This is a genomic window from Pantoea sp. SGAir0183 (assembly GCF_043545505.1).
This window is the reverse complement of sequence record NZ_CP028053.1, coordinates 2,125,776-2,141,548: the sequence shown is the minus strand read 5'-3', so window position 1 is coordinate 2,141,548 and position 15,773 is coordinate 2,125,776. Positions and strand designations below refer to the sequence as shown.

The 15,773-nt window shown below is 55.4% G+C and carries 15 protein-coding genes; 8 read left to right on the top strand and 7 right to left on the bottom strand.

Annotation, left to right across the window (positions count from 1 at the left end; all coding sequences use genetic code 11):
* Positions 1 to 45: 45 nt before the first annotated feature.
* Positions 46 to 948, bottom strand: a complete 903-nt coding sequence (locus C1N59_RS09960) for a LysR family transcriptional regulator (protein ID WP_058701865.1) — start codon at positions 946 to 948, stop codon at positions 46 to 48.
* Positions 949 to 1,046: 98 nt separating this feature from the next.
* Here C1N59_RS09960 and C1N59_RS09955 point away from each other — a divergent pair, with 98 nt between their 5' ends.
* The 6 genes from C1N59_RS09955 (at position 1,047) to C1N59_RS09930 (ending at position 5,483) form a co-directional block, all read left to right on the top strand.
* Positions 1,047 to 2,294, top strand: coding sequence for an MFS transporter (locus tag C1N59_RS09955; RefSeq protein WP_394550726.1), 1,248 nt, complete (start codon positions 1,047 to 1,049; stop codon positions 2,292 to 2,294).
* A 164-nt stretch (positions 2,295 to 2,458) separates the two neighbouring features.
* Entirely contained in the window at positions 2,459 to 2,716 is a 258-nt protein-coding gene (locus C1N59_RS09950; protein ID WP_033741742.1) for a hypothetical protein, read from the top strand.
* Positions 2,717 to 2,919: 203 nt separating this feature from the next.
* Positions 2,920 to 3,465, top strand: coding sequence for a cytochrome b561 (cybB, locus tag C1N59_RS09945; protein ID WP_394550724.1), 546 nt, complete (start codon positions 2,920 to 2,922; stop codon positions 3,463 to 3,465).
* Between the two features lie 165 nt (positions 3,466 to 3,630).
* Entirely contained in the window at positions 3,631 to 4,815 is a 1,185-nt protein-coding gene (locus C1N59_RS09940; protein ID WP_039340269.1) for a sugar transporter, read from the top strand.
* A gap of 220 nt (positions 4,816 to 5,035) precedes the next feature.
* A complete protein-coding gene (locus C1N59_RS09935) occupies positions 5,036 to 5,359 on the top strand; it encodes a hypothetical protein (protein WP_006119236.1) in 324 nt (107 codons plus the stop codon).
* A 25-nt stretch (positions 5,360 to 5,384) separates the two neighbouring features.
* The gene (locus C1N59_RS09930; RefSeq protein WP_015700245.1) at positions 5,385 to 5,483 is read left to right on the top strand and encodes a YoaK family small membrane protein; all 99 of its coding nucleotides are present in this window, start codon (positions 5,385 to 5,387) and stop codon (positions 5,481 to 5,483) included.
* A gap of 2 nt (positions 5,484 to 5,485) precedes the next feature.
* On the opposite strand, the gene C1N59_RS09925 is transcribed toward C1N59_RS09930, so the two are convergent.
* Positions 5,486 to 5,752 carry a DksA/TraR family C4-type zinc finger protein gene (locus C1N59_RS09925; RefSeq protein ID WP_006119238.1) on the bottom strand — a complete coding sequence of 89 codons (267 nt, stop codon included), beginning with the start codon at positions 5,750 to 5,752 and terminating at the stop codon, positions 5,486 to 5,488.
* 100 nt (positions 5,753 to 5,852) lie between these two features.
* Entirely contained in the window at positions 5,853 to 7,448 is a 1,596-nt protein-coding gene (locus C1N59_RS09920; RefSeq protein WP_394550721.1) for an ABC transporter substrate-binding protein, read from the bottom strand.
* A gap of 127 nt (positions 7,449 to 7,575) precedes the next feature.
* Here C1N59_RS09920 and pepT point away from each other — a divergent pair, with 127 nt between their 5' ends.
* Positions 7,576 to 8,829: a peptidase T gene (gene pepT / locus C1N59_RS09915; RefSeq protein ID WP_394550719.1), complete on the top strand. Its 1,254-nt coding sequence runs from the start codon at positions 7,576 to 7,578 to the stop codon at positions 8,827 to 8,829.
* A 40-nt stretch (positions 8,830 to 8,869) separates the two neighbouring features.
* On the opposite strand, the gene C1N59_RS09910 is transcribed toward pepT, so the two are convergent.
* Positions 8,870 to 10,552, bottom strand: a complete 1,683-nt coding sequence (locus tag C1N59_RS09910) for a methyl-accepting chemotaxis protein (RefSeq protein WP_394550717.1) — start codon at positions 10,550 to 10,552, stop codon at positions 8,870 to 8,872.
* Positions 10,553 to 10,723: 171 nt separating this feature from the next.
* Positions 10,724 to 12,241, bottom strand: coding sequence for a carboxylesterase/lipase family protein (locus C1N59_RS09905; protein ID WP_394550715.1), 1,518 nt, complete (start codon positions 12,239 to 12,241; stop codon positions 10,724 to 10,726).
* Between the two features lie 186 nt (positions 12,242 to 12,427).
* Between C1N59_RS09905 and C1N59_RS09900 the strand changes: the two genes are divergently transcribed.
* Positions 12,428 to 12,862, top strand: coding sequence for a DoxX family protein (locus tag C1N59_RS09900; protein WP_058701859.1), 435 nt, complete (start codon positions 12,428 to 12,430; stop codon positions 12,860 to 12,862).
* A gap of 32 nt (positions 12,863 to 12,894) precedes the next feature.
* On the opposite strand, the gene C1N59_RS09895 is transcribed toward C1N59_RS09900, so the two are convergent.
* Complete coding sequence (locus C1N59_RS09895) at positions 12,895 to 14,235, bottom strand: 2-oxoadipate dioxygenase/decarboxylase HglS (protein ID WP_394550713.1); 1,341 nt, start codon at positions 14,233 to 14,235, stop codon at positions 12,895 to 12,897.
* A 67-nt stretch (positions 14,236 to 14,302) separates the two neighbouring features.
* A complete protein-coding gene (locus C1N59_RS09890) occupies positions 14,303 to 15,643 on the bottom strand; it encodes an MFS transporter (protein WP_033741755.1) in 1,341 nt (446 codons plus the stop codon).
* Between the last annotated feature and the right edge of the window lie 130 nt (positions 15,644 to 15,773).

The window sequence follows — 15,773 nt, the reverse complement described above, 5'->3', positions numbered from 1 at the left end:
ATATTTGCTTAGATATGTGATTTATCACACATAATTTTTCCGCCTTTAGCGAGAGCGTTCGTTTTCCCGCCGCAACAGCGCCATCATATGGGCCATCTGCGCGCTCATTTCCCGTTGCGCAGACCAGACCAGCCACATTTCCGAAAGTGCATCCGGTTCCTCAAGCGGCAGCCAGACGACATTCGTCAGGCGGGCATGGCTGAACGATGCCGGTAAAATAGACACGCCTAAACCGGTCGCGACCAGACCGAGAATTGTCATCGCCTCGCCCACTTCCTGAGTGATATAGGGTTTGATCTGATAGCGTTGCAGTAAATCGAGTATTTCGCTGTAAAGCGCCGTTCCCACCTGCGGATCGAAAAAGACAAAAGGCTCACTGGCCAGCGCCTGTAAAGAAATCTTCCCGGCGGATGCCAGCGGATGGGCTTTGTGCACCACCGCGCATAGCGGCTCCTGTAACAGGAGTTGATGATGCAGATCCGCAGGCAGCGGCGTGTTGCGCATCACACCCAAATCGAGTTTCCCTTCATGGAGCGGCGTCAGCTGCTGCCGGGTATTGATTTCCTGCATCTGAACATGAACATCAGGCCAGCGCTGGCGGAACAGATAGAGCGCATCCGAGACGACACCAATAAAAGCGGCAGAGGAGGTAAAGCCAATGCGCAGTTCCCCTTCTTCTCCCCGATGTAGTCGTGCCGCACGCTGGGTCGCCTGCTCAACCTGCAACAGAATGGCGCGCGCATCCTGCAAAAATTGTTGCCCGGCCGGCGTGAGCTGCACGCTGCGGTTGGTGCGGTTAAACAGCTGCGCCCCGGTTTCTGCCTCAAGGTGCATGATTTGCTGACTGAGCGGCGGCTGAGAAATATGCAGCCGCTGCGCCGCGCGGCCAAAATGCAGCTCTTCTGCAACGGCAATAAAATAACGCAGGTGACGCAGCTCGATATTCATAGGTTAAAAATATTATTTGAGATTATTAATATATTAGACAACCTAATCCGCTTTTCCTAGCCTTACGTTATTCGTTGTTTTTACTCATAAGGATTACTGTGAATCGCTCTTCATCGGCTGTCACCCTGGACAGAAATGTGGCGCAGCAGCCTGCATCACCTTCTCAGGCGTGGATCGTGCGCGGCACTCCGCCCTTTATGCGCGTGACACTGGCGCTGTTTTCGGCCGGGCTGGCCACCTTTGCGCTGCTGTATTGTGTGCAGCCGCTGCTGCCGGTCCTCTCTGCACAGTTTGGCGTGTCACCGGCCGCCAGCAGTATTTCCCTGTCAGTCTCCACCGCGACACTGGCGCTGGGCTTACTGATTACCGGCCCCTTGTCCGATGCTGTCGGTCGCAAATCTGTCATGGTCACCGCGCTGATGCTGGCTTCCGTCTGCACGCTGATTTCGGCCACCATGACAAGCTGGCACGGCATTCTGCTGATGCGGGCGCTTATTGGCCTGTCGCTCAGCGGCGTAGCGGCCGTCGGGATGACTTATCTCAGTGAAGAAATCCATCCCAGCGTAGTCGCCTTTTCGATGGGGCTGTATATCAGCGGAAATTCGATTGGCGGGATGAGCGGTCGCCTGATCAGCGGCGTATTAACCGACTTTTTCTCCTGGCGCGTCGCCATTGCCGCCATTGGCTGTTTTGCCCTGGCGGCCGCCCTGATGTTCTGGAAAATTTTGCCCGCCTCGCGGCATTTTCACCCGACATCCCTGCGCCCCCGCCATCTGGCCATTAACTTTCGCCTGCACTGGCGCGACGCGGGCCTGCCCTTGCTGTTCGCGGAAGGCTTACTGCTGATGGGGGCGTTCGTCACCCTGTTTAACTATATCGGCTATCGCCTGCTGGGTGCGCCGTGGCATTTAAGCCAGGCCGTGGTGGGACTGCTGTCCGTGGTTTACCTGACCGGTTCGTGGAGTTCGCCCAAAGCCGGCGCGTTAACCAGTCGATATGGCCGGGGGCCGGTGATGCTGGGCGCAACGCTTATCATGCTGACGGGCCTGCTCCTGACCGCCTTTCATGCGCTGGTTCTGATCTTTATTGGGATGATGCTGTTCAGTGCTGGCTTTTTCGCCGCACACTCCGTGGCCAGCGGCTGGATTGGGCCACGCGCGCGTCGCGCAAAAGGCCAGGCGTCTTCACTGTATCTGTTCAGTTATTATGTGGGGTCCAGCGTGGCGGGTACGGCAGGGGGCTTTTTCTGGCATCAGTTTGGCTGGCCGGGCATTACCGTGTTTATCTCTACCCTGCTGCTGCTGGCCCTGGCGGTCGCGTGGCGGCTGCATCAACGCAAACTCTAGCAAAACTTAACAAATTTTCCGGGCACAATGCGGCCCGGAAAATCCGCTGTACAAGAATTGTCCGTATTATCAGTATCATTGCTAACTACCGGTGTTTCCCCGCTATAATCGGTTTAATCCCAAAGATTAATGCCATCTTTGAATTCACTGTTAGGGGAGACCTCATGGCGCATTACTATTACGTCAATAAACAATCCGGTTACAACGATAACCACGTGGTACACGCCAAAGGCTGTCGCTACCTTCCGGGTCTGGAAGACCGACTGTTTCTGGGCACGTTTTACTCTGCAACAGCGGCTATACAGCAGGCCCGAAAATATTATGCCAGCGCATTAGGCTGCGACGACTGTTGCCCGGTTATGTCTGCTCAAACCCCACCCCTGCATGACAGCGTTGGACTGAAGCACGGTATCGATTTCTGATCACAGCGCATGCCTTTGCGATCCCATTCAGCCGCGTTTTTCCAGAGGATGGCGGAATATCGCCGCCATCTGCCCTGCCAGCCCGCCGTTCAGTTGCCGCCGACCTGCCCCTGTAGCCGTCCCGCTTTAAGTCGCCAATTCGTTAAGCATTTTGCCTTTTTTCCGTTATCTTAGAGGCCTTACTCTTCATACAGGGATTTAACATGCGTGATAAATATGCGGCGTCTCAAATTTCCCTTCACTGGCTGACCGTGCTGCTGCTGATTATTGTCTATGCCACGATGGAGCTGCGCGGTTATGTGGAACGGGGCTCCTGGCAGCGCTTTGTGATGACCGTGACACACTTTAGCGCGGGCGCAACCATTCTGGTGGTGATGCTGTCACGGTTACTGCTGAAAATTCGCCATCGCAGCCCCGCGATTACGCCCCCCGTACCGCGCTGGCAAACGGGCCTGGCACACCTGACGCACACGTTGATTTATGCCTTATTTATCAGTCTGCCGGTGCTGGGCATCGCCTCACGTTACCTGAAGGGCCGTGAGTGGTTATTATTCGGCATTCCCATGCCGGTCGCTGCGGAACCTGATTTCGATCTCTCTGATACGCTCGTCGACTGGCATGAAACCCTGGCGCCACTGGGCTACTGGCTCATCGGCTTACATGTCGCTGCAGCCCTGTTCCATCACTATGCGCTGAAGGACAATACGCTGCTGCGTATGATGCCGGGGCGCGGGACGCGCCAGCCCTGATTCCCTGACGCTGCACATCGGGCTAAAAAAATCACCATAATCTGCGCCAGGTGGTTCCACCCGGCGCTTGATTCCTACACAATAGCCACTAAATTGTGACGCAGGTCACTTTCGTGGGATGATCGTTGTCATCCTCTTTTGACGCACAGACAGATTTAACTTCTCATGCCTTTAACAACTGTTTCCCGTAAAACGGCCTGGCTACGCGTGGTGCTGCTGGCCATCGCCGCTTTTGTTTTCAATACCACTGAGTTCGTACCGGTGGGTTTACTGTCGGATATTGCTGCCGGGTTTTCGATGAAAACCGCTGAAGTGGGCATTATGCTGACGATTTATGCCTGGGTGGTGGCGCTGCTGTCCCTGCCGTTAATGCTGCTGACGCGTAATGTTGAACGGCGGTTACTGCTTACGGTACTGTTTAGCCTCTTTGTAGCCAGCCATGTTCTTTCGACATTCGCCTGGAGCTTCAGTTCGTTAATCGTTTCCCGCATTGGCATTGCGCTGTCACATGCGGTGTTCTGGTCCATTACCGCCTCACTGGCCATTCGTGTGGCGCCTGCCGGTAAAAAAACGCAGGCGCTCAGTATGCTGGCAACCGGTACGGCACTGGCCATGGTGCTGGGGGTGCCCATTGGTCGCGTTGTGGGGCAGGCGCTGGGTTGGCGCACCACCTTTGGCGTGATCGGGCTGTCAGCGTTGATCCTGATGATTATGCTGGCGCGCGTCTTGCCGCGTCTGCCCAGTGAACACACCGGTTCATTAAGCAGCGTACCGCTGTTGTTCCGCCGCCCGGCCCTGGCAGGCATGTACCTGCTGGTTACACTCATTGTGACCGCGCACTATACGGCTTACAGCTATATTGAACCCTTTATGCAACTGGTGGCGAATGCCAGCGAAAGTTTTACCACCCTGCTGCTGTTACTGTTTGGTTCTGCCGGCATTATTGGCAGTCTGCTGTTCAGTTCGCTGGGTAAACGCTTTCCCTCAGCGTTGCTGATCAGCGCCATCGCCCTGGTCACCTTATGCATGGGGCTGTTAATTTTTGCCGCCGTGCGTCCTGGCGCGATTATCACCCTCTGCGTCGTCTGGGGAATGGCGATGATGATGATTGGCCTGGCGATGCAAATCCGTGTCCTGTCACTGGCACCCGATGCCACCGACGTGGCGATGTCGCTGATGTCCGGCATTTACAACATCGGCATCGGTGCGGGCGCGTTACTGGGCAGTCAGGTGAGCGTATATATGAGCCTGTCTGACGTCGGTAACGTGGGAGCGATGATCGGCCTGGTCGCGCTGCTGTGGTGCGTGTATATTTTCCGGCGCTACCCACAGTTACGCTCTAATGGTTAACTGAAGCAGGCTTCTGCGCCTCGCAGAAGCCTGCCGATGCGTCTTCGTCTGCTATCATGCACTGCGGCACTGAACGGCCAGACGACCTGTTCCGGCGTCCGAAGGTGCAGCGCGTCAGAAAGGTGCTAAACACACCGGATAACCGCTTATATTGTCAGAGGATGCCCTTCTACCTGACTCATCCATTACATCTGTTAACCTCGAAAAAGGATCAACGTTCATGACGAGAAAGTGGTTAACGCTGTACCTGTCGCGTAGCGTCAGCCGGGTGATGTTGCAGGATCTCCAGGCCATCTTACCTGCTGAGGCGGTGAAAATTTTTACGAATGATTTAGACGACGTTCGCTACGCTACAGTAGAATGCGTGCAGGCAGAAACGACCTGCGCCTTGATTGCCTCGGCGATCATCGTCTGGCGTCAACTGGGGCATATTCATCTGCTGCTGTATACGCAAGGTGAAGTGCAGCGTCAGATCACGGACGCCACGCAGTTTGAATTATTTACTTTGCTGAAGAACAACCGTGCCGCCTTGCGGCTGGCCTGACGTGGCGTAACCTCACAGGATAATTATGAGAATTGGTCTGCTGTTCCCCATCGCTATCATCGTGGCAGGTATTGGCTTTCTCGCCTGGTTCATCGGCAGCGGCCTAGCGATGCCTGGTTCCTGAGATCAGCGTAGCTGGCTGTCTTTACTTCCACGCCGGTTGTAGAGACTGCTCTCTTTTTTCTGCTTATCGATCTTTTCCTGACAGGAAACGCAATAACGCACACCCTTGAGTGCCTGACGGCGGGCTTCGGGAATCGGCTCGCCGCACAGTTCGCATTCTGTGGCACTTTCCCCCTGTCCCAGTGACTGACGCACACGTTCGATACCGTCATTAACGGTGCTGTCGATTTGCTCCTGTACTGCCCCTTCTGCTGCCCAGCCGTTTGCCATTTTTGTGCTCCACTTCATTACCTGTACAGGTTAACTGTACAACATATCAGGGATTTTGCAGGCAAACCGACTCACCTCCCTGTGAAGCCGGTGACGGACATTACGGCTTAATATCGACCTGATAAAAGATATGTTTGCCGAAGGGATCCACTTCGTAACCGGTCACCGATTTGCGGATCGGTTCGAAAATGGTGGAATGGGCAATCATTACGGCTGGCATCTGGTCGTGCATGATTTGCTGCGCCTGCAGATACATGACCGTGCGTTTGGCTTGATCGGGTTCGGCACGGGCGGCGGTAATCAGCTTTTCAAAGGGCTGATAGCACCATTTTGATGAGTTCGATCCCCCTTTCGCCGACGTGCAGCTGTAAAGCGGACCAAAGAAGTTATCCGGATCCCCGGTTGCCGTCGTCCAGCCCATCAGGGCCGCCTGATGTTCACCGCTGCGCACACGTTTCAGGTATTCGCCCCATTCGTAACTGACAATATTGGCTTTGATGCCCACTTTTGCCCAGTCTGCCTGGATCATCTCCGCCATTCTGCGTGCGTTGGGATTATAGGGACGCTGTACCGGCATCGCCCAGAGCGCAATTTCCGTCCCTGGTTTCACGCCTGCCTGTTGCAATAACGCTTTCGCTTTTTCCGGGTCGTAATCGTAATCCTTCAGGTCTTTGTCGGCACTCCAGACGCCGGGGGGCAGAATGTTTTTCGCCACCACGCCAGTGCTTTTAAAAATCGCCTCGATAATAGCAGGCTTGTTGATCGCCATGGCCAGCGCCTGGCGAACCTGCACATTATCGGTCGGGGCTTTGGTGGTGTTAAAGGCCAGGAAACCGGTATTCAGTCCCGCGGCCTGTTTCAGCGTGATGTCCGGATTTTGTTTCATTTTTTCGAGATCGGCAGGATTCGGGAACGGCATTACCTGGCACTCATTTTTTTCCAGTTTGGCGTAGCGGACGGCCGCGTCTGGCGTGATGCTGAAAATCAGCCGATCCAGTCTGGCCTTGCCCTGCCAGTAGTCCGGAAACGCCTTATACAGAATGCGTGAGTCTTTTTGATACTGAACCAACTGGAAAGGCCCGGTTCCGATGGGATCGCTATCCACTTTTTCCGGTGTGCCGGCTTTCAGCATCTTGTCTGCATATTCTGCCGAATGAATGGAGGCGAAATACCAGGCCAGATCGGCCAGAAATGGCGCTTCCGGGTGCGCCAGCGTAAAGCGCACGGTGTGATCGTCAACGCGGTCAATGTGGGTGATTAACGTGGCCAGTTCAAGACTGTCGAAGTTGGAATAGTGCCCGCCCGAGACGTTGTGATAGGGATGGTTGCTGTCCATCTGGCGCATAAAAGAGAAGATGACGTCATCCGCATTAAAATCACGACTGGGCGTAAACAGCTTATTGCTCTGAAATTTAACGTTATGCCGCAGATGGAACGTATAGACTTTGCCGTCGGGACTGATCTCCCAGCGTTCTGCAAGGCCTGGAATTAATTCTGTGGTGCCGGTTTTAAAATCAACCAGGCGGTTAAACACCGGCACGGCACTGGCATCCACGCTGGTTCCCGAGGTGTAAAGTTGCGGATTAAAGTTCTCCGGTGAGCCTTCTGAGCAGTAGACCAGCGTCGTCGCGTTAACACTTCCTGCCAATGCGATACCGACCGTCAGCAATCCCAGGGTTGTAAACCTGTTTCTCATTATTATCCTCGCTTTATGTTGACTTCTATATATCAGACTCTCTAAATAAACGGTGCAAACAGTGGATTGATAGCATGAATCTTCACCATAGCGAACCCCGCATGTAGTCAACTAATAAGGATTAGTGATGACCGACAAACTTCAGACGCAGTTGATCACGCGTTTTTTCCGTTATCTGGCGGTGAGCAGTCAGAGTGATGCAAAGTCCAGCACCTTACCGAGCACCCCGAGTCAACATGCGATGGCGGCGCTGCTGGCGGATGAATTGCGCGAACTGGGGCTTGAACAGGTCGTCGTTGATGAACAGGCGACGGTAACGGCAGTTAAACCGGGCAACTGCCCTGACGCGCCACGCATTGGGTTTATTACGCACATTGATACGGTTGACGTCGGTCTGTCACCTGATATTCACCCGCAGATCCTGACCTGGCAGGGCGAAGATCTGTGCCTTAATCCCGAACAGAACATCTGGCTGCGCCGGGATGCGCATCCTGAAATTGCCCCTTATATCGGCCAGGACATTATTTTCAGCGACGGGACCAGCGTGCTGGGCGCCGATAACAAAGCGGCGGTCAGCGTCGTTATGACGTTAATGGAAAACCTGCAGGATCAGCACGGTGATGTAGTCGTCGCGTTTGTCCCCGATGAAGAGATTGGCCTGCGCGGTGCCAAAGCGCTGGATCTTAACACCCGCTTTAATGTGGAGTTTGCCTGGACCATCGACTGTTGTGAACTGGGTGAAGTGGTCTATGAAAACTTCAATGGCGCGGCGGCAGAGCTGCGTTTCACCGGGGTTCCCGCCCATCCGATGTCAGGTAAAGGTGTGCTGGTCAACCCGCTGCTGATGGCCCATGACTTTATCAGTCACTTCGACAGGCAGGCGACGCCCGAACACACGGAAGGCCGTGAAGGCTATATCTGGTTCAATGAAATGCAGGCCAATGCCAGTGTTGCGACGCTGAAAGCATCAATTCGCGATTTCGATCTGGCGAGCTTTGCCGCGCGCAAAGAACAATTGCAGCATGTTGCCAGCCTGATTGCTGAACGCTATCCCACCGGACAGGTCGAGATAACGATTCACGATATTTACAGCAATATCAGCAATGCCATGGGCGACGACCGCCGGGCGCTGGATCTGATTTTTGCTGCCATGCGCGATCTGGACATTACACCCAAAGTGATTCCCATGCGCGGCGGTACCGATGGCGCGGCCTTATCTGCCCGCGGTATTTTCACCCCTAACTTTTTCACAGGCGCGCACAATTTCCATTCACGTTTCGAATTCCTGCCGGTGAAGTCATTCGTTAAGTCGTATCAGGTCGCGGAGAAACTGTGTTATCTGGCGGCGCAATCGGGGAGTACGGCAAAGACAGGCAGTTGAAACATCACCGCCTTCATGATGAAGGCGGTAGTCATATTGATTAGAAGGTGACCCAGTCGCCGTTGTCCGCCGTGGCGGCTTTTGGACGCAGTACAGTTGACGGTGCTGTTGCAGGGCCTGCAGACGCCGCTGGCGGCCTTCTGTCCTGTGTCAGCGCTACCGGCGCATCGCTCGATAACCGGAACTGTGCAACAGAAGCCTGAAGCGCTTCCGTCTGCAGCGCCAGCGCGCTGGCGGCGGCAGAAACCTCTTCAACCAGAGCCGCGTTTTGCTGCGTCACACTGTCCATTTCCGTCACGGCCGTACCAACCTGAGAAATGCCCTTGCTCTGCTCTTCCGAGGCGGCGGCGATCTGCTTCATAATTGCATCCACATCCTGGACGGATTTTAAAATGCCGCTCATCGTGCCGCCGGTGGTACCCACCAGTTCCGCGCCCTTTTCCACGCGCTGCACAGAATCGGCAATCAGCCCGGCTATTTCTTTCGCCGCACCGGCGCTGCGCTGTGCCAGATTGCGCACTTCACTGGCGACGACGGCAAAGCCTCGCCCTTGCTCACCGGCACGCGCGGCTTCTACGGCCGCATTCAGTGCCAGAATGTTGGTCTGAAACGCAATACCGTTAATGACGTTGGTGATCTCAGCGATTTTCTTCGAGCTGTCGGAAATGCCGTTCATGGTGGTCACAACTTCATCCACCAGGTTGCCGCCCTGCTTCGCCGTCAGCGTTGCCGCTTCGGTCAGTGCACTGGCCTGACGGGCATTTTCCGCGTTAAATTTCACGGTCGCGGTCAGCTGTTCCATACTGGCGGCGGTTTGCTCCAGCGCGGCAGCCTGCTCTTCCGTACGGGAGGACAGATCGTTATTACCAATAGAGATTTCGGCGGCACCGCGCGAGATATTCTCTGTGCCGCTGCGAATGGCACTGACCGCATCACGCAGGCTGTCCTGCATCGCACTGAGCAGCGGAACCAGTTTACCGACGCAGTTACGGCCCATATCCTGAACGGGTTTACTGAGATCCCCTTTGGCGATTACGGCAAAATGCTCGCGAATTTTCTCCAGCGGTTTGACCAACATTGTGACCAGATAACGATCGGTAAACAGCAGAATCAGCAGACCAATCACCACGGTGGCTGAAATCATCGTTTTAGTCACGGCGGTCAGGCGATCCACTTCGACACGGGTTTGTCCCAGTTTCTTGTTGGCCACGTTGTTAAACGCTTCGGTGCTGGCACCGAAGGCGCGGCTGAGCGCAGGTGTGACGTCATTCGCCTGTTGACGATAGGCATCCAGCGAATCCTGACGGGCACGCTGCAACTGCACGGTGACGCCCTGATCCAGCAGTTGCTGCCATTTATCAATGACCTCATTCGTCACGGCCGCGTCCATAGGTCCGGGTGACAGCTGTTTAAACAGCGCCAGTTGATGACGCATGTTATCTAACGCCTGCTGTACCGGAGCAAAGGCGGTGTCATCCTGGGCGACACCGGCGGCCTTTTTCTCCATCACACGCGACAAACGCGTAATCATACGAAAATACTGGTCGTTACCCTGACTTAACGCGGTCATCTGCTCAACGATATGGCGATCCACATCATTGCCATCACTGAGGGAGTTAAGCGAATGAATGCTGAACAGCCCAATGCCGCTCCACAACAGACTAAACAGTCCCAGAATGGTCAACATAACCGTGCGAATAGTGAAATTTTTAAGCATACCCATACAGAAATCCCTTGAACGTTAATCCGTAAAACCGGACACAGGAGATTTATCGGCAGCTCGCGGGAAAATGTAACGGTCTTGTTATTTTTTTTCATCCACCCGCACAGATAATGTGCGGGTGGAAATGTGCAGGCCGGCGTACGTCTGGCGCGCACCGCGCTGGTTCACCCTTTACAGTCGCACCAGGCGGGACATCATCAAACGGAACAAAGCGAGGCGGCGGCGCATAAAACCCGGTAACAGTTTGAGAGCCGCTTGACCCTGCCATCCCAGTGACATTGTCACGTCATGCTTTTTGCGCCAGGCGGGCCAGCGTTGTTTGCCTTCAATCATCGTCGTGTGCGGGGTTACATCACGTGCGAAGCGAAACCAGTAATCGCAAACCTGTTGAGAAAAAGCATGGTCTGCGGCGGTAAAGGTGCGATCGTCGTCGGCAGGCGGCATCATCGCCAGCGTATTCATCACGTAAGGGATTTCATTACCATGCCAGGTGCCGTGCGGGTAGAGATCGCGCGATCGTTCTGAAACGTAGTCGAACCAGTAGCGCCAGCCCGGCATGCCCACTTTCTCCTGCGCACGCATGATCAGCCAGGGCACAATGCTAAACGTCATATCCCGCGCGACAGCCCGCCCCAGCAGCGCATCATCCCCGGTACGGTAAATCCAGCGCAGTAACCGATAATGAAAATGGTTATTACGCCGTAGCTGTCCCACCACGGCGGCAGCCTCCACGCCAAACCAGACCAGTACGCTCGCTTCATCGCTGTTACTGCCCGCCATTAGCGGCAGGCGGTGCTGTTTTCCCGCCATCAACGTTTTCAGGACCGGCTCGGGCAGCACCGTATCACCGGCAATGGCCACCGGACCGAGGCCCAGCGAGCTGTCCAGCGGCCAGAAGGCGTCCGCAGGCAGCTCACGCAGCTGCGCCATGCTGGCATCCGCCGGTAAACCCAGCGCGGTCGCCACCATAACGCCTTTTTCACGTGCCGCGTCGCGGGTGACGTCTGGCAGGCTATAGGCACTTTGCACGATCCCTTTGTGGAACAACCCCCGGGACAGCGGTGAGCAGCAAAGCGAAAGCACACTGCGGGCGCCCGACGATTCGCCAAACAGCGACACGTTGCTGGCATTCCCGCCAAACGCGGCGATATGCTGCTGTACCCATCGTAATGCCGCGATCTGATCAAGCAGGGCGAAATTGTTGATATGGCCCGTGTCAGCCTGCTCTTTTTCCAGTGCGGGATGAGCAAAAAAGCCCAGATGTCCCAAACGGTAATTAAGGGTCACCACCACCGCACCCCGCGAGGCTAAGGGTTTTCCACTATAGGGTGCCAGCCCACCTGAACCGATCGTAAAGCCACCGCCGTGAAGCCAGACCATGACCGGGAGTGGAACCTCTGGCTGCAGCTCTGGCGTCCAGACGTTGAGGTACAGGCAGTCTTCACTGAATACACCAGGATCGCCTCCGCCAATCGCCAGGCAGTAGTCACGATTCTGCCAACTCGCTGCAGAAAAGTGCTGTGCATTGCGTACACCGTGCCAGGGCGTAACCGGTTGTGGCGCGCGCCAGCGATACGCGCCGACAGGCGGTGCCGCATACGGAATGCCCTTGAATACAAAGATCCCGTCATCAAGGGTGCCCTGCAGTTCTCCGTCAGTCAGCGCGATTTTCAGGCCGTCATTTTTCATGCAGTGTTCCTTGTTAGCGTGCCTTTTCATTATTTCAGGCAATCTGATGTTGTCCAGTTCTGACGCGCTGTTAAGCAAAACGTTAAATGCGCTGAAAAATCGCCCGAAGGCGTCGCCGTGATTGACCCCTGTCATGAAAATGTTTTTAGTGGAGAGCGTAACGAAAACGCCTTTGAGGAACTGACAATGTTTAGCGGTATCAATCAGGTTTTTGTGCGCATGACCGATCATCCCGATCTCGGCAAACTGTTGCTACGTCTGACTCTGGGGGGATTATTGCTGTTTCATGGTGAGTTTAAGCTCGTGCATGGCGTGGGCTGGATTGCCCATTTACTGCGACAACACGGTCTGCCGGGCTTTATCGCCTGGGGTGCCTGGATAGGGGAAATAATTGCACCGCTGATGCTGATCGCAGGCTTCATGACCCGGCCAGCGGCGTTTATCATTGCCGTGAATATGGTTGTCGCCACGCTGCTGGTCAAAACCGGCGCAGTATGGCATCGCACCGATGTCGGTGCCTGGGCACTGGAAACGGAAGCACTTTACCTGTTCGGCGCTCTGGTGGTGATGTTTCTGGGGGCGGGAAGATTTACGCTGGTCCGTGATACGCGCCTGCAGTAAAGAAAAAACGGGGCGGTTCCGCCCCGTTCATATTATAAGGTAATGCCGCAGCGCTGTAAGGACGCCCGCTGCCGCTCCGCATACAGCACCATTTCATCCTGCACGGGGCAGCCCAGTGCGGTTTCAAAGCTGCTCCGGCTTGCCTGTCCCGCCGAACGTGTCGGCGTTTTGTCCCCGAGATTAGACTGAAAAATCCCTGCCGCACTGACAGGCAGAAAATCTTCATAAATAACAGGATCCGCCAGAATCCGCCCCTGCTCAATCAGACTTGCCAGTGATTCCCCACGCTGCGGCGGTTCCGCTCGCCCTTTTTCGCTGAGCCGATAAGTAAACCAGGCTAAGCCGGCTTCACGTAATGCGTTTTCATCATCCGGGAAAGCCGCAAAGGTCGCCGTGAGCTGCTGCTGGTGCTGCTGATTATCCGCACCGCTCCCGGCTTCGCTGAGCAGACGATCGTAAAGCGCGCGGCCCTGCGGCGTTAAGGCCGCGCCGCGCTGTTCGATCTCACCGAAGCGCGCCGTGTGCGTGCCCTGAAAACCGTCGGTGAAAATGACGGGTTCTTCCAGTGCCTTGAAGCTGGTCTGGCGTAACAAAACAGGCACCTTGCGCCGGGGTGGGCCTTCGATCACCGTTTTGGGATCAATGCCATACGTCGGCATCAGCGCCTGAACACGATCAATATCCAGCGTGCGTGGCGTAAGATGATTGATATGGCAGGCCGGAAAACATACCACATCCGCGATCAACCGATGTTGTTGGTTCAGCGCCTGATAGGTGCGGCTCTCCACAAGGCTGTGTGAATGCCAGCGGAAGGTTTCCAGCGCTTCGTTGATAAACGCCTGCGCCTGGGGCGCCGTCAGTCCGCCCTGCTGTTGATGCAGCGCGATAAGGTTTCGGCATTCCGGCGTGAAAATATCGCGCGAGGCTAAAATCCGTGCGGCTTCATCCCGAAGCGCCGGGTCGGCAATCAGCTCCAGCCGTAACAGCGAGGTAAAAATACGAAAAGGATTGCGCTGCAGCGCTTCATCATCAATGGGGCGAAACGCGGTGGAGTGCACCGGTACGCCCGCCTGCGACAGATCATAATAGCCCACCGGAAACATGCCCATGACGGCAAACATCTGGCGCAGCATGGCAAGCTCGTCCGCGCTACCGACGCGAATGGCCCCGTGGCGCTCCAGACTGAGGCGGCTGAGTTCATCGGCCTCGGTCAGCCGTTGCTCTAGCACGCTATCAGCCGTAAGCGTTGCCTCATTAACCGCTTTCACCAACTGCATCAGCGTCCCGTAGAGCGGCACTTCCTGCTGATACATGTCCGACATGGCCTGGGAGAAGCCCGTGCGAATCGTATCCGCACTGATAAAGTTATCCATATTTACCACCTGACAGCATGAGCGTTGCAGCTACTGTAATCCAACGCGCTGCGGTCAGCGGAAAATATCATGAATTTGTGATCGGCTTAAAACCGTAGCGATTTTTCACCACCAGCATCACGGTGGTCAGCAGTGCTGGTATAGCGAGCAGCAAGAAAATAACGCTGAACGACCAGCCGAGTGACAACATTTCAGCCCCGACAAAGGCACTGAGGATGGCGCCGATTCGGCCCACCCCGTGCATCCAGCTGGAACCGGTTGCGCGGGCATGGGTAGGATAGTAGCTGGCGGAAAGCGCATTCATGCCGGTATTCGCTCCGTTAAAACAAAAACCGCTGCAGAAGGCAATGGCGCTCATGATAACGACCTGCGGCGGTGAAAAACCCAGCGCGACAATAGCGATACCGCCGCAGAAGTAGATCACAGCCAGCGACAGACTGGCATTGAAGCGATCCATCAGCCAGCCGGCAAACAGCGATCCCAGCGTGCCGCCTGCCTGATACATCGCGGTGATTATCGCCGCTTCCGTCACGGACATTCCCTGCGTATTGACCAGGGATGGCAGCCAGCTGCCGATCAGATACACCAGGAACAGCCCCATAAAATAGCCGCCCCAGAGCATCAGGCTGCCGATGCGGTAGCGAGGAGAAATGACCGTTGCGATGGCGCTGTGTTCAGCAGGTGATTTTTCCGCTTCGGTCGCATGGAAATGCGTATCCGGGCTCGTACTGCCGGGAAGAATACGTTCAAGAATGGCGCGAATGTGCTGCGCGGGCGCACCGCGACTAATCAGGAAACGTACCGATTCAGGAAGCTGACGGATCAGGACCGGCAGGACCAGCAAAGGAAGAATACCGCCCAGCAACAGAACGGAATGCCAGTCGTAACGCGGTAACAACCATGACGCAGCAAAGCCGCCGCTGGCGGCCCCAAAGGTAAAACCACAAAACACCACGGTGATAATGAATGAACGGCGGCGCTCCGGCGCATATTCAGCCACCAGCGTACTGACGTTGGGCATGGCCGCTCCCAGCCCCAGCCCGGTCAAAAAACGGAACAGGATCATCTGTTCGATACTATGGGAAAATGCGGTCACCAGCGTCCACAGACCAAAAAACAGGACGCTGAAAATGATCATTAACCGGCGGCCAAAGCGGTCGGCCAGCGGCCCGGCGACCATCGCCCCCAGCGCCAAACCAATCAGCGCTGCACTGATCACGACACCCAACTGATGAGTACTGACGTGCCAGGCGGTTTTCAGCGTCGGCGCGATAAAACCCATCAGGGCAATATCCATACCATCGAGCGCAACCACGATAAAACAGAGTACAATTAACCGAATTTGGCCACCACTCAGAGTACCCTGATTAATTAACTGGCGAACATCTACCGCCTCGACACTGCTCACGGGTAAACTCCTCAACGGCTGACTTAATCAACTATCAGATTTGGTAAAAAAAACGGCGCTTATGATAGCTGATCGTTAACGATAAAACGCATGAAATTTCCGACCGAAGCAGAAGCAATGCGGTAAGTTG

What these genes read in the sequence shown, in the direction of transcription:
- C1N59_RS09960 (WP_058701865.1), bottom strand. Translation starts at nt 948, where the DNA reads ATGAATATCGAGCTGCGTCACCTGCGTTATTTTATTGCCGTTGCAGAA.
- C1N59_RS09950 (WP_033741742.1), top strand. Translation starts at nt 2,459, where the DNA reads ATGGCGCATTACTATTACGTCAATAAACAATCCGGTTACAACGATAAC.
- cybB (WP_394550724.1), top strand. Translation starts at nt 2,920, where the DNA reads ATGCGTGATAAATATGCGGCGTCTCAAATTTCCCTTCACTGGCTGACC.
- C1N59_RS09940 (WP_039340269.1), top strand. Translation starts at nt 3,631, where the DNA reads ATGCCTTTAACAACTGTTTCCCGTAAAACGGCCTGGCTACGCGTGGTG.
- C1N59_RS09935 (WP_006119236.1), top strand. Translation starts at nt 5,036, where the DNA reads ATGACGAGAAAGTGGTTAACGCTGTACCTGTCGCGTAGCGTCAGCCGG.
- C1N59_RS09930 (WP_015700245.1), top strand. Translation starts at nt 5,385, where the DNA reads ATGAGAATTGGTCTGCTGTTCCCCATCGCTATCATCGTGGCAGGTATT.
- C1N59_RS09925 (WP_006119238.1), bottom strand. Translation starts at nt 5,752, where the DNA reads ATGGCAAACGGCTGGGCAGCAGAAGGGGCAGTACAGGAGCAAATCGAC.
- C1N59_RS09920 (WP_394550721.1), bottom strand. Translation starts at nt 7,448, where the DNA reads ATGAGAAACAGGTTTACAACCCTGGGATTGCTGACGGTCGGTATCGCA.
- pepT (WP_394550719.1), top strand. Translation starts at nt 7,576, where the DNA reads ATGACCGACAAACTTCAGACGCAGTTGATCACGCGTTTTTTCCGTTAT.
- C1N59_RS09910 (WP_394550717.1), bottom strand. Translation starts at nt 10,552, where the DNA reads ATGGGTATGCTTAAAAATTTCACTATTCGCACGGTTATGTTGACCATT.
- C1N59_RS09905 (WP_394550715.1), bottom strand. Translation starts at nt 12,241, where the DNA reads ATGAAAAATGACGGCCTGAAAATCGCGCTGACTGACGGAGAACTGCAG.
- C1N59_RS09900 (WP_058701859.1), top strand. Translation starts at nt 12,428, where the DNA reads ATGTTTAGCGGTATCAATCAGGTTTTTGTGCGCATGACCGATCATCCC.
- C1N59_RS09895 (WP_394550713.1), bottom strand. Translation starts at nt 14,235, where the DNA reads ATGGATAACTTTATCAGTGCGGATACGATTCGCACGGGCTTCTCCCAG.